Raw genomic sequence first — 12,807 nt, forward strand, 5'->3', positions numbered from 1 at the left:
CCCACTGACTGCGCGTACGCACGACTCGCGAAGGCCGCCCGAGGGGCGGCCTTCTGTGTTTCCCGGCGCTCGCCGGGGCCGGGCCGTTCCTCCTTCGAGTGAGAAGGAACCCGACCCATGCAGCAGACCGTCCTCACCGACCTGCTCCGCCACGACCGCCCGTTCGCCCTGCTGCGCCGCCGCACGCCGGGCCGCGACCACGACACGGTCGAGGTCCTCATCGGCCCGACGGGCACCTACGACCGCCTCGCGGACATCCCCGAGGGCCTCGCGCTCGTGCCCTTCCGGCAGATCAGGGAGCGCGGCTTCGACGTCCGCGACGACGGCACGCCGCTGACCGTCCTCACCCCCGAGGAGACGTACGAACTGCCGCTCGACGCGGCCCTGGCGGCGCTGCCCGCGCACGACGTGCGGGTCGAGGGCGGCGCCTTCGACGTGGACGACGCGGCGTACGCGGACATCGTCGGGCGCGTCCTGCGCGAGGAGATCGGGCGGGGCGAGGGCGCCAACTTCGTCATCCGCCGGACCTACGAGGGGCAGATCCCGGGGTTCGGCAGAGCGGACGCCCTCGCGCTCTTCCGGCGGCTCCTGGTGGGTGAGCGGGGGGCGTACTGGACGTACGTCGTGCACACCGGGGAGCGCACGCTCGTCGGGGCGAGCCCCGAGGTGCATGTGCGGATGTCGGGCGGGACGGTCGTCATGAACCCGATCAGCGGCACCTACCGCTACCCGGCGGGCGGGCCGACCGCCGACGACCTGCTCGCCTTCCTCGCCGACGGCAAGGAGATCGAGGAGCTGTCGATGGTCGTCGACGAGGAGCTCAAGATGATGTGCACCGTCGGCGACCGGGGCGGGGTCGTGATCGGGCCGCGCCTGAAGGAGATGGCCCACCTCGCGCACACCGAGTACGAGTTGCGCGGCAAGTCCTCGCTGGACGTGCGGGAGGTCCTGAAGGAGACCATGTTCGCGGCGACCGTCACCGGGTCGCCGGTGCAGAACGCCTGCCGCGTCATCGAACGCCACGAGGCCGGGGGCCGCGGCTATTACGCGGGCGCCCTCGCGCTCGTCGGCCGGGACGCGGGCGGCGCGCAGACCCTGGACTCCCCCATCCTGATCCGCACCGCCGACATCTGTGCCGCCGGGAGGCTGCGGGTGCCGGTCGGGGCGACGCTGGTGCGCGGCTCGGACCCCGCGGGCGAGGTCGCGGAGACCCACGCCAAGGCGGCGGGCGTGCTGGCCGCCCTCGGCGTGCGCCCCGGGCGGCCGCGCCATGAGGACGTGCGCCCCGCCCTCGCCGACGATCCCCGCGTGCGTGCCGCTCTGGACGGGCGGCGCGCCCACCTCGCGCCGTTCTGGCTGCGGATGCAGGAGCCGGCCCAGGAGCTGACCGGGCACGCGCTCGTCGTGGACGGCGAGGACACGTTCACCGCGATGCTCGCGCACGTCCTGCGCTCCCTGGGGCTCCAGGTGTCCGTGCGGCGGTACGACGCGGTGGGGCTGCGGGAGGCGGTGCTCGCGCACCGGGGTCCGGTCGTGCTCGGTCCCGGGCCCGGCGACCCGTCCGACCTCGCGGACCCGAAGATGCGGTTCCTGCGCTCCCTGACGGCGGAGGTGCTCGCCGGCCACGGGCACGGCGTGCTGGGCGTCTGCCTCGGGCACGAGCTGATCGCGGCGGAACTGGGCCTGGAGATCGTCCGCAAGGACGTGCCGCACCAGGGCGCGCAGAGCGAGGTCGACCTGTTCGGGCGGACCGAGACGGTGGGGTTCTACAACAGCTTCGTGGCGCACTGCGACGACACGGGGGCGGCGGAGCTGGCCGCGCGCGGCGTGGCGGTCAGCAGGGACACGGCGAGCGGCGCGGTCCACGCGCTGCGCGGGGCCTCGTTCGCCGGTGTGCAGTTCCATCCGGAGTCGGTGCTGACGCTGCGCGGCACCGAGGTCGTGCGGGAGCTGCTCGGTCAGGTCCTGTCCACGGCGGGGACCAGGACGTTCTCGCCGCGGCGGCCCTCGATGTAGTCCAGGACGTTGGCCAGGGTGGTGTCGATGATCTGACTGACGGCGTCCGCGGTGTAGTACGCCTGGTGGGACGTGACCAGCACGTTCGGGAACGTCACGAGGCGGGCCAGGGTGTCGTCCGCCATGGCCTCCAGGGACTTGTCGAGGAAGAACAGGCCCGCCTCCGCCTCGTACACGTCCAGGCCCACGCCCGTGAAGCGCCCGGCGCGCAGCTCGGCGACGAGGGCCTCGGTGTCGATCAGTCCGCCGCGGCTGGAGTTCACCAGGATCGCGTCGTCCTTCATCGCCCGCAGCGCCGCCGCGTCCACGAGGTGCCGCGTGGAGGGGAGCAGCGGCACGTGCAGGCTGAGCAGATCGGCCTCGGCGAAGAGCCGGTCCTTCTCCACATAGGTCATGCCCAGCTCGACGCAGGCCTGGTTGGGCGCGGCGTCCCAGCCGAGCAGGCGCATGCCGAAGCCGTGCGCGATGCGCGTGAACGCCTCGCCGATCCTGCCGGTGCCGAGGACGCCGACGGTGCGGCCGCGCAGGTCGCGGCCCATCAGCCCGTCGAGGCGGAAGTCGAAGTCGCGGGTGCGGTTGCTCGCCCGGACGATGCGGCGGTTGACGGCCATCGCGAGCGTCCAGGCGAACTCGGCCACGGAGTAGGGCGAGTAGGACGAGACGCGGGCGACGGTCAGGCCGAGGCGCTCGGCGACCTGGAGGTCGATGTTGTTGAACCCGGTGGAGCGCTGGGCGATCATCTGCGTCCCACCGGCCGCGAGGGTCTGCAGGACGCGGTTGTCCAGGGTCGCGTTGACGCTGGAGGAGATGATCTCGTAGCCCGCGGCGATGGGGGCGGTGTCCTCATCGAGGAAGACGTCGAGGCAGCGGACGTCGTGGTGTCCCTCGAAGGCCTTCTCCAGCAGCGGCTTCTCGTCCGATTGCACGCCAAATGCGAGGATTTCCATGGGTGTGAGTCTATTGAGCGCTGATCGGGACAGCACACCGGCCCCGCCCGGAGCCGTCCCGGTCGGGCCGGTGGGGGTGCCCTCGCCGTCAGCCGAAGAAGACGCCGACCTCCTCGTACAGCGCCGGGTCCACCGTCTTCAGGCGGGCCGTGGCCTCCGCGATCGGGACGCGGACGATGTCCGTGCCGCGCAGCGCGACCATCTTGCCGAAGTCGCCGTCGCGCACCGCCTCGATCGCGTGCAGGCCGAAGCGGGTGGCGAGCCAGCGGTCGAAGGCGCTCGGGGTGCCGCCGCGCTGGACGTGGCCGAGGACGGTGGTGCGCGCCTCCTTGCCGGTGCGCCCCTCGATCTCCTTGGCGAGCCACTCACCGACCCCGGAGAGCCGGACGTGCCCGAAGGAGTCCTGCGTACCGTCCTTGAGGACCATCTCGCCGTCCTTGGGCATCGCCCCTTCCGCGACGACGACGATCGGGGCGTACGACGCCTTGAACCGCGAGGTCACCCAGGCGCAGACCTGCTCGACGTCGAAGCGCTGCTCGGGGATGAGGATGACGTTGGCGCCGCCGGCGAGGCCCGAGTGCAGGGCGATCCAGCCGGCGTGCCGGCCCATGACCTCCACGACGAGGACCCGCATGTGGGACTCGGCGGTGGTGTGCAGGCGGTCGATCGCCTCGGTGGCGATGCCGACGGCGGTGTCGAAGCCGAAGGTGTAGTCGGTGGCGGAGAGGTCGTTGTCGATGGTCTTCGGGACGCCGACGACCGGGACGCCGTACTCGTCGGTGAGGCGCGCGGCGACGCCGAGCGTGTCCTCGCCGCCGATCGCGACGAGGGAGTCGACCTCGTGCTTGGCGAGGTTCTCCTTGATGCGCCGCACGCCGTTCTCCGCCTTGAACGGGTTGGTGCGCGAGGAGCCGAGGATGGTGCCGCCGCGCGGCAGGATGCCGCGGACCGCGGGGATGTCGAGCGGGACGGTGTCGCCCTCCAGCGGACCGCGCCAGCCGTCCCGGAACCCGACGAAGTCGTAGTCGTACTCCTGCACGCCCTTGCGGACGATGCCCCGGATGACGGCGTTGAGCCCGGGGCAGTCGCCGCCGCCGGTCAGTACGCCGATTTTCTTGGCCCCCATGGAAGAGTCCCTTCGCCTCAGTGACCTGACGCGAGTCACGCTAATGGTGATCCAGGTCACCCGGGGACGGGGCGTACGGTCAATTCCCCGCCGGGATACGGGAGTTGATCAGGGGCTTTCACTCGTACGAGGGGTCAGGCGTCGCCGCCCCTGTCGATGCCGCGCTCGATCGCGTACCGCACGAGCTCCACCCTGTTGTGCAGCTGGAGCTTGCCCAGGGTGTTCTGGACGTGGTTCTGCACGGTCCGGTGGGAGATGACCAGGCGCTCGGCGATCTGCTTGTAGCTCAGGCCCTTGGCGACCAGGCGCAGGACCTCCGTCTCCCGGTCGGTGAGGCGCGGGGCCTTCGGGTCGTCCGGGGTGCCGGCCGCGGGCTCGGTGGCCAGCCGGCGGTACTCGCCGAGGACCAGGCCCGCGAGGCCCGGGGTGAAGACCGCGTCGCCGACGGCCGTGCGGCGCACGGCGTCGATCAGCTCCCGCGTGGAAGCCGACTTCAGGAGATAGCCGGTGGCCCCGGACTTGACCGCCTCCAGGACGTCGGCGTGCTCGCCGCTCGCCGACAGGACGAGGACGCGCAGCGCGGGGTTGGCGGCGACCAGCTCCTTGCAGACCTGGACGCCGGGCTTGAGCGGGAGGTTCAGGTCCAGGACGAGCACGTCGGGGGCGGCGGCCTGCGCGCGGCGGACGGCCTGCTCGCCGTCCCCGGCGGTGGCGACCACGTCCAGGCCCGCCTCGGCGAGATCGCGGGCGACCGCGTCGCGCCACATCGGGTGGTCGTCGACGACCATGACCCTGATGGCGGCGGCGCCGCCCGCCGTCCGTCCGGGGCCGCCGTCGGCCTCCGCGGGCACCGGCCCGGCCTGCTGTCGCTGCTGCTCGGTCATCGTGTCCTTCCTGCCTTCCCCCGTGTGTCCCGTGCCGCTTCGCGCGGGACCCTCAATTCCACTTCCGTGCCCTGGCCCGGCACCGAGAGCAGCTCCGCCGTGCCCCCGATGTCCCGCAGCCGCCCCCGGATCGACAGGGCGACGCCGAGGCGCCCCTCCCCCTCGGCCTCGGCGAGCCGGCCCTCCGGGATGCCCGGCCCGTCGTCCCGGACCGTCACGATCACCTCGCCCGGCTCGTCCTCGACCAGGATCCAGGCGTGGGCGTTCGCTCCGGCGTGTCTGCGGACATTGTCCAGTGCGGCACCGACAGCGGCCGCCAGCTCCCGGGCGGCGGGCGGCGCGAGGAGCACCGGGGCGCCCGGTTCGGACAGGGTCACCTTCGCCCCGGCGTGCGGGGCGAGGAGGGGGCGCACATCGCGGGGCGCCGTGTCGTCGGGCTCCTCGTCGGCTTCCTCGACCAGGCGTACGAGCGCGCCCTGGGCGGCGTCCTCCGAGGCGCGCGAGGCGGGCACCAGGCCGCCGGCGACCAGGGTGCGCAGCGCCACTTCCTGCTCGCCCGCCAGCCGGCCCAGTTCGGCGGCCTCGCCGCCGAGGGCGGTGCCGCGCCGCTGCACCATGGCGAGGACCTGCAGGACGCTGTCGTGGATGTCGCGGGCGAGGCGCTCGCGCTCACGGGTCGCGGCCTCGATCTCCAGGGCGCGTGCCAGGGTGCGCTCGGAGGCGCGGGCCACCTCCACGACGTAGCCGATGGCGATGGAGGCGATGCACACGAGCAGGACGTTGTGCACGGTGTCGCGGCTGAACGCGCCGCGCTGCACGACGTTGGCGACGCCCACCAGCAGGGAGGCGAGGGCCGCCCAGCGCCAGCCGCCCTTGATGGCGAACGCGAGGACGGCGCCGGCGGTCCATATGGAGGGCAGCGTCGGGCCGCCGTCGACGATCCGCTGGTGCGCGTAGGCGAGCGGCGTGAGCAGGATGCCCGCGAGGGCCACGGTCAGGTCGGTGACGAGGAATTGCCGGGTGCAGCTCGCGGCGCCGGCCACGCGGGGCAGCGAGCCGAGCGTCCAGCCGGCGAGCACCACGTAGTACGCGATGGCCACCCAGGGGCGCTCGGCCCGCTCGTGCGCCGTCGAGAAGAGGCCGATCGCGTAGAGCATCGTCAGGACGCGGTAGCCGGCGAGCGCGCGCCAGAGCGGCTGCTCGACCGACATCCTCATGACTCTCTCGCGCCTGACCACGACCCCGTCCCCCCGCGTCCCCGTGCCCCGGCGCCGTCCCCCGCCGCCGTCTTCCCCGCCGTCCTCCCGCCCCCTGAACGGACGCCGCTAGGAGCCGGAGCGTTCCTCGTCCTGCCGCTGCTTGTCCGCCGCCTTGTCGGCCGCCGCCTTCTCGGCCGCCTTGGCGGCCTTCACGGCGTCGGCGATCTGCCGCTTCGCGGCCGTCGCGTACATGTCGACGTACTCCTGGCCGGAGAGCTTCATGATCTCGTACATGACCTCGTCCGTCAGCGCCCGCAGCACGAAGCGGTCCTGCTCCATGCCCTGGTAGCGGCGGAAGTCGAGCGGCTTGCCGATGCGGATGCCCGGGCGCATCAGCTTGGGGAGCACCTTGCCGGGCGGCTGGATCTTCTCCGTGTCGATCATGGCCACGGGCAGCACCGGCGCGCCGGTGGCGAGCGCCACGCGCGCGAGGCCGCCGGGCTTGCCGCGGTAGAGGCGGCCGTCGGGCGAGCGGGTGCCCTCGGGGTAGATGCCGAACAGCTCGCCGCGCTCCAGGACCTCGATGCCGCTCTTGATGGCCGCCTCGCCCGCGCCGCGCGCTCCGGAGCGGTCGACGGGCAGCTGGCCCACGCCCTTGAAGAAGGCGGCGGTGAGCTTGCCCTTCACCCCGGGTGAGGTGAAGTACTCCGCCTTGGCGATGAAGGTGACCTTGCGGTCGAGGACCGCGGGGAGGAAGAAGGAGTCCGAGAACGAGAGGTGGTTGCTCGCGAGAATCGCGGGCCCTTCGGCGGGGACGTTCTCAAGGCCCTCCACCCAGGGCCTGAAGCCGAGCTTCAGCGGCCCTCCGATGGCAACCTTCATTGCGCCGTAGATCAAACCGAGTGCCTCCTGTTTCTGTGGATCAGACCTTAACCCGGGGTACGGCCAATGGGCCCGACGACCCTGGTCGGTGTCAGTCCGGTCGCGTACGGTGAGGTACTCCTTACCCCCCTTGCCACATCTCACGAAGGAGACCGAAGGTGCCGGTCCTCCCCGGAGCCGAGCCGTACCGCCACGATGGCGGCGAGGTCGGCGTCCTGCTCTGCCACGGCTTCACCGGATCCCCGCAGTCGCTGCGCCCCTGGGCCGAGTTCCTGGCCGAGCGGGGTCTGACCGTCTCGCTGCCGCTCCTTCCCGGGCACGGCACCCGCTGGCAGGACATGCAGGTCACCGGCTGGCAGGACTGGTACGCGGAGGTGGAGCGCGAGCTGCGCGTCCTGCGGGAGCGGTGCTCGCGGGTCTTCGTCTGCGGCCTCTCCATGGGCGGCACGCTCACGCTGCGGCTGGCGGCCAGGCACGGCGACGCGATCAGCGGCATCGTCCTGGTCAACCCGGCGAACAAGCTGCACGGCCTGTCCCCCTACGCGCTGCCGGTCGCCCGTCATCTCGTGCGGACGACGAAGGGCATCACCAGCGACATCGCCAAGGACGGCCCGGTGGAGATCGGCTACGACCGGGTGCCGTTGCACGCCGCGCACTCCATGCGCCGCCTGCTGCGGCTGGTCGACGGTGAACTGCCGCAGGTGACCCAGCCGTTGCTGCTGCTCCACAGCCCGCGGGACCACGTGGTGCCGCCCGTCGACTCGGCCCGCGTCCTCAGCCGCGTCTCGTCCACGGACGTCACCGAGATCCTGCTGGAACAGAGCTACCACGTGGCGACGTTGGACCATGACGCGGACCGGATCTTCGAGGAGAGCCACGCGTTCATCGACCGGCTCGCCCCCAGCGTCGGCAAGGAAGGGACGGCCACCGGTGGCTGAGCACGAGGCGGACCGCGACGAGAGCCGTGACGAGAGCCGTGAGGGGAAGCGCGAGCAGAACCGCGACGGCGCTCGCGGGCCCGACCGGAGCGAGCCCTCCGGCGACGGGCTGCCGCTGGACGAGGACGCCGCCTGGCAGGCGATCGTCGCGGCCTACGGCGAGGAGCCCGCGGACCCGCCGGGCGCGAAGCCCTTCAAGTCGGTCGAGGACCTGGCGCTCCTGGAAGCGGAGTCCAACGGCCCGGCGGACGGCCCCGCGAGCGCCCGCACCAAGGACCCGGGCAAGGAGGCCGAGGACAGCTCGGCCTCGAAGGACGACACCGGCTCCGGCGCGGGCAAGGCGCTCGGCAGCTCCGTCTCCTTCGCGCCCGGCGTCGGCGGCCCCCGCGACCACACCCCCGCGCAGCCCTCCGAGGACGACTTCGACGCGGACGACGAGGGGCACTTCGTACCGCCGGAGCCGCCGCCGCTGCCCGAAGCCGACGTGACCGCCAAGTTCGCCTGGCTGGCCGTGCTCGGCGGCCCGCTGCTCATCCTGCTCGCCGTGCTGCTCGGCTGGCAGATGACGTGGTGGCTGACCACCCTCGGCATCGGCGGCTTCCTCGGCGGCTTCGCCACGCTCGTGGTGCGGATGAACGGCGGGGACGACGAGGAGGACGACGACCCGGGGCGCGGCGCGGTCGTCTGAGGACCGGGCCGTCGCCGGGTGCCCTATCGGGCGGGCGGCACCCTGAGGGCGGCCAGGACCGGCAGATGGTCCGTGGCCGCCCTCAGGTCCGTCGCGCTCACCCCGGGCAGGTGCGAGGGCACGCCGCAGCCGAGGACCTCGATCCCGGGTGTCGCGAAGATCGCGTCGATGCGCTGGTGCGGGTCCTCGGGGGTGGAGGTGTGCTCGCCGCCCCAGGGGTTGGCCGTCCAGCAGTCCCGCAGCTCGGCCGCGAGCCCGCGGAACGTCCGCCCCTGCGGCCGCTCGTTGAGGTCGCCGCCCGCGACCGCGTGCTCCACGCCGAGAGCGGCGAGGCGCTCGAGCAGCATCCCGCCCTGGGCGCGGCGCTCCTCGGCCTGGAGGCTGAGGTGGCAGCTCAGGACGCCGAGGCGGGCACCGCCGAAGCGGACGACGGCGGTCGCGAAGCCGCGCCGGTGCAGCCCCGGCGTGAGGGGCAGCAGGACGTCCTCGGTCCGTTCGACTCCCGCCCGCAGCGAGCAGAGCAGCGCGGGCCCGGCCGCGGAGCCGCCGCCGGAGAGGACCACCAGGTCGGCGGCGTGCGCGAGCCGGGCGAGCTTCTTGCGCCAGCGGAAGAACCGCGGCGCCTCCTGGATCAGGACGAGATCGGGGGCGCAGGCGGCCATGACGCGGGCGAGCGCGTCGGTGTCGTCGCGCATCGAGCGGATGTTGTAGCTGAGCACCCGGACGACGGCCGAGCCGTCCCCTTCGGTGCGCGAGTCGGGCAGCGTACGGGTCGGGCTCGTCGACATGGCGATCAAGATACGCGAACGCCGGGCAGGCGGAGGTCTCCGGCCTGTCCGGCGTTCGTTCGCGCACGGGCACGACGGGGGCGCGCGGCGCGATCGGCCGCGCCCCCCGGCGCGGGGTCACATGACCGGGTCGGGCTCCCGCGCCAGGTCCGCCGCGCCGACCAGGCCCGCCTTGTTGCCCAGCTGGGCGGCGATGACCTGGGCCTCGGGGCGCCAGGCGGCGCCGACGAGCCAGCGCTTGAAGGACTTGCGGATCGGGTCGAGGACCAGCTCGCCCTCGTCCGAGAGGCCGCCGCCGACGATGAACGCGGACGGGTCGAACAGCGAGGCCAGGTCGGCGAGACCGGCACCGGCCCAGCGGGCCAGCTCGCGGTAGGAGTCGATGGCCACGGCGTCGCCCTGGCGGGCGGCCATCGAGATGTGCTTGCCCTCGATGCCCTCGGGCGTGCCGTCCCCCAGCGAGAGCAGGAACTCGGCGTTCTCGGGGGTCGCGTTGGCCCGCTGGCGCGCGTAGCGCACGAGGGCGCGCCCGGAGGCGTACTGCTCCCAGCAGCCCTGGCTGCCGCAGCCGCAGAGCAGCCCGTCCGGCACCATCCGGATGTGGCCGAACTCGGCGGCCACGCCGAAGTGGCCGCGGCGCAGCTTGTTGCCGATGATGATGCCGCCGCCGAGGCCGGTGCCCAGCGTGATGCAGATGACGTTGCGGTGGCCCTTGCCACCGCCGAACTTGTACTCGCCCCAGGCCGCGGCGTTGGCGTCGTTCTCCACGACGACCGGCAGGCCCACGCGCTTTTCGACCTCATCCTTGAGCGGCTCCTGCCGCCAGTCGATGTTCGGCGCGAAGTAGACCGTGGAGCGCTGGCGGTTGACGTAGCCGGCGGCACCGATGCCCACGCCGACGATGTCGTGACCGGCCCGCGCGCCTTCCACCGCGGAGGCGATCGCGTCGACGATGGCCTCGGAAGTACCAGGGGTCGGCACCTTGAACGTCGAGAGGATGTTGCCGTCCTCGTCGACCACTCCGGCCGCGATCTTGGTGCCGCCGATGTCGACGCCGATGGTGAGTCCCATGAATCCCTCAGTTCGATCGAGCCCCGCTACGGCCCACCGTACCCGAGGGGGGTCAGTCGAGATCGATGTGTTCCGCGGCCGGGGGCTCCTCGTCGCCGCGGTCCGTGCCGCGCTCGCGCTCCGGGGCCCGCGGACCCTCGCCCCGCGTCCAGCGGCCCTCCTGGCCGCGGGCGGCCGAGCGGTAGGCGGCGAGCAGCTCGGATCCGGCGGCGGCCAGGTGGTCGAAGACGTCGGGGTTGCGCTCGATGACCGGCTCGACCGCGGCCTTCGCCTGCTGGACGACCTGCCGCACGGTCTGCTCGACGGCGCCCTGCGCGGCCGCGCCGAGCAGCGGCGCCTGGAGCCCGGCGAGCTTCTCGGAGACGGCGTCGACGAGCTTGCGCAGCTCCTCGGCGGCCGATCCGGGCGGCGTCCCGTACTGGGCACGGCGGCGGGCCCGCTCCGCCGCGAGGTCCTCGGCGCACGCCTGCTCCCAGGCGTCGGCGTCGACGTCCGGTCCGGGAGCTTCGGGGGCTTCGCGCTCGCTGGCATCGCTCATACCACTCGACGTTACCCGAATGGCGGCATCCCGTTCACCGTCCGCGCGGCCACAGCTGGGGGTCGGGTGTGAACCGCACGCGCAGCACCCCCTCGTGCAGCCCGGCCCCGGCGACGGTGCAGCGGCGCAGCGCGGACGGCAGGGCGACGATGCGGCGGTGGGCGCCGGCGGTGACGACGAGTTCGTCGCCGCGCCGGATCAGGCCCAGCTCCTCGCGCACGGCGCCGGGCAGCGGGATGTGCCATACGTACGTGTGGCCTCCCTCGCCGTCGGCCGCCTCGGTGACGGGCCACTCGGCGGGGGCGGGTGCGACGGCGGGGGCGGGCACGCCGAGGGCGGCGAGGTCGTCGGCGCCGCGCGGGTCGCGCCCGAGGTGCGGGATGCGGGCGACGGGCTCGTACGCGCTCTCCCAGGCGGCCAGCGTCTTGTGCTGCTGGGCGCAGAGCCCCGCGAGCCAGGTGTCCGCGGAGGTGTCGGGCAGCAGCCGGTTGGCGAGCAGGCAGTCGGTGCGCAGGCCCTGGAGGGCGAGGCCGGTGACGGTGGAGGCCACGGCGTCGGCGCCCGCCGGGCCCGGTTCGGCGACCAGGCGGACGGTGGTGCCGGGGGCCTCGACGACGGCCTGGGCGGCGGTCAGTTCGTCCTCCCAGCGGGCGGCGGTCCCATACAGCCAGGCGGCCGGCATCGGGACGCCCGCGAGGCGGCCGAGCATGGGGCGCAGGGCGCGGGCGGCCTGCCGCTCGGGCGGCAGCAGCCTGCGCAGGTAGCGGCGGAGCTGCTCGGGCAGGGCGAGCACCGCGAGGGCGGTGGGGGCGGGGGGCAGATCGAGCACCACGGTGTCGTGGGCGCCCTCGCGGGCGGCGTCGCGCAGGGCGCGCAGCAGGGCCAGCTCCTCGGCGCCGGGCAGCGGGGTCAGCTCCTCGCCGTCGAGCCGTTCGGCGCCGAGCAGGTCGAGGCCGGCGGCGGCACGTTCCTGCAGGGCGAGCAGGTCGTCCCGGAAGCGGTCGTCGGGGGCGGGGCGCCGCACGGTGAGGTTCGGATGCGGGGCCGGGCCGCCGAGCACCGCGGTGAGGGTGTCGGCGCGGTCGGCGCCGATCACGAGCGTCCGCCGGCCGGCGCGGGCGGCGGCGAGCGCCGTGGCGGCGGCGACGGTGGTCCGTCCGGAGCCGCCGGGGCCGGTGACCAGGAGGGTGCGCATAGGGGTGAACGCTACGTCAGCGGCCCTGCCGGGCCGCCGGCTCACGCCTCCTTGGACTCGACCCGCTTCTTCAGCCCGGCGAGCGCCCGGTCGATGATGACCTTCTCGGCCTTGCGCTTGATCATGCCGAGCATCGGGATCTTGACGTCGACGGTCAGCCGGTAGGTGACCTCGGTGCCGGTGCCGGCGGGGCGCAGGAGGTAGGAGCCGTCCAGGGAGCGCAGCATCTGGGACTTGACGAGGGTCCAGCTGACCTGGTCGTCGCCCGTCCAGGTGTAGCCGAGGGTCTGGTCGTCCTTGATGGCGCCGGCGTCCATGACGAGGCGGACCTCTTTGGCGCGGCCGCGTTCGTCGGTGGCGAGGACCTCGGCCTCCTTCACCTCTCCCGTCCAGTCCGGGTAGCGGGCGAAGTCGGCGATCACTCCCATGACCTCGGCGGGGGCCGCCTCGATCATGATGGTCGAGCTGGTGTGTTCCGCCATCGCTGTGGCTCCTCCAGATGCGGTCCGGGTCCGGGACGGGACGTCTGCCGCGT

13 protein-coding genes are annotated in these 12,807 nt (G+C 73.5%); 3 read left to right on the plus strand and 10 right to left on the minus strand.

Features of this window, described 5'->3' with window-relative positions:
• Positions 1-117: 117 nt before the first annotated feature.
• The gene (locus ABZ385_RS12610; RefSeq protein ID WP_358911270.1) at positions 118-2,016 is read left to right on the plus strand and encodes an anthranilate synthase family protein; all 1,899 of its coding nucleotides are present in this window, start codon (positions 118-120) and stop codon (positions 2,014-2,016) included.
• Here the strand turns inward: ABZ385_RS12610 and ABZ385_RS12615 are convergent.
• The 5 genes from ABZ385_RS12615 to ABZ385_RS12635 form a co-directional block, all read right to left on the minus strand.
• Positions 1,959-2,963, minus strand: coding sequence for a 2-hydroxyacid dehydrogenase (locus ABZ385_RS12615; protein WP_358584215.1), 1,005 nt, complete (start codon positions 2,961-2,963; stop codon positions 1,959-1,961). The two genes, ABZ385_RS12610 and ABZ385_RS12615, sit on opposite strands and share 58 nt — an antisense overlap.
• An 88-nt stretch (positions 2,964-3,051) precedes the next feature.
• The gene (locus tag ABZ385_RS12620; RefSeq protein ID WP_358584217.1) at positions 3,052-4,089 is read right to left on the minus strand and encodes a 6-phosphofructokinase; all 1,038 of its coding nucleotides are present in this window, start codon (positions 4,087-4,089) and stop codon (positions 3,052-3,054) included.
• A gap of 134 nt (positions 4,090-4,223) precedes the next feature.
• A complete protein-coding gene (locus ABZ385_RS12625; RefSeq protein WP_358584243.1) occupies positions 4,224-4,877 on the minus strand; it encodes a response regulator transcription factor in 654 nt (217 codons plus the stop codon).
• Between the two features lie 92 nt (positions 4,878-4,969).
• Positions 4,970-6,211, minus strand: coding sequence for a DUF5931 domain-containing protein (locus tag ABZ385_RS12630; RefSeq protein WP_358911272.1), 1,242 nt, complete (start codon positions 6,209-6,211; stop codon positions 4,970-4,972).
• Between the two features lie 87 nt (positions 6,212-6,298).
• Entirely contained in the window at positions 6,299-7,054 is a 756-nt protein-coding gene (locus ABZ385_RS12635) for a lysophospholipid acyltransferase family protein (protein WP_358911273.1), read from the minus strand.
• 158 nt (positions 7,055-7,212) lie between these two features.
• Between ABZ385_RS12635 and ABZ385_RS12640 the strand changes: the two genes are divergently transcribed.
• Together ABZ385_RS12640 and ABZ385_RS12645 are read left to right on the plus strand one after the other, a co-directional pair.
• The gene (locus ABZ385_RS12640) at positions 7,213-7,992 is read left to right on the plus strand and encodes an alpha/beta fold hydrolase (protein WP_358584223.1); all 780 of its coding nucleotides are present in this window, start codon (positions 7,213-7,215) and stop codon (positions 7,990-7,992) included.
• Entirely contained in the window at positions 7,985-8,680 is a 696-nt protein-coding gene (locus ABZ385_RS12645) for a hypothetical protein (protein WP_358911275.1), read from the plus strand. Before ABZ385_RS12640 ends, ABZ385_RS12645 begins: the two co-directional genes overlap by 8 nt.
• A 23-nt stretch (positions 8,681-8,703) precedes the next feature.
• On the opposite strand, the gene ABZ385_RS12650 is transcribed toward ABZ385_RS12645, so the two are convergent.
• From ABZ385_RS12650 to ABZ385_RS12670, 5 genes are all read right to left on the minus strand, one after another.
• Positions 8,704-9,468 (minus strand): endonuclease/exonuclease/phosphatase family protein, encoded by a 765-nt coding sequence (locus ABZ385_RS12650; RefSeq protein WP_358584228.1) that lies wholly within the window; start codon positions 9,466-9,468, stop codon positions 8,704-8,706.
• Between the two features lie 117 nt (positions 9,469-9,585).
• Complete coding sequence (locus ABZ385_RS12655) at positions 9,586-10,539, minus strand: ROK family glucokinase (protein WP_358584230.1); 954 nt, start codon at positions 10,537-10,539, stop codon at positions 9,586-9,588.
• Between the two features lie 52 nt (positions 10,540-10,591).
• Positions 10,592-11,077, minus strand: a complete 486-nt coding sequence (locus ABZ385_RS12660) for a DUF5304 domain-containing protein (protein ID WP_358584232.1) — start codon at positions 11,075-11,077, stop codon at positions 10,592-10,594.
• Between the two features lie 34 nt (positions 11,078-11,111).
• Positions 11,112-12,272, minus strand: coding sequence for an ArsA-related P-loop ATPase (locus tag ABZ385_RS12665; RefSeq protein WP_358584233.1), 1,161 nt, complete (start codon positions 12,270-12,272; stop codon positions 11,112-11,114).
• 41 nt (positions 12,273-12,313) lie between these two features.
• Entirely contained in the window at positions 12,314-12,754 is a 441-nt protein-coding gene (locus ABZ385_RS12670) for an SRPBCC family protein (protein WP_358584235.1), read from the minus strand.
• Between the last annotated feature and the right edge of the window lie 53 nt (positions 12,755-12,807).

The organism is Streptomyces sp. NPDC005898 (genome assembly GCF_040629635.1).
Taxonomy (GTDB): domain Bacteria; phylum Actinomycetota; class Actinomycetes; order Streptomycetales; family Streptomycetaceae; genus Streptomyces.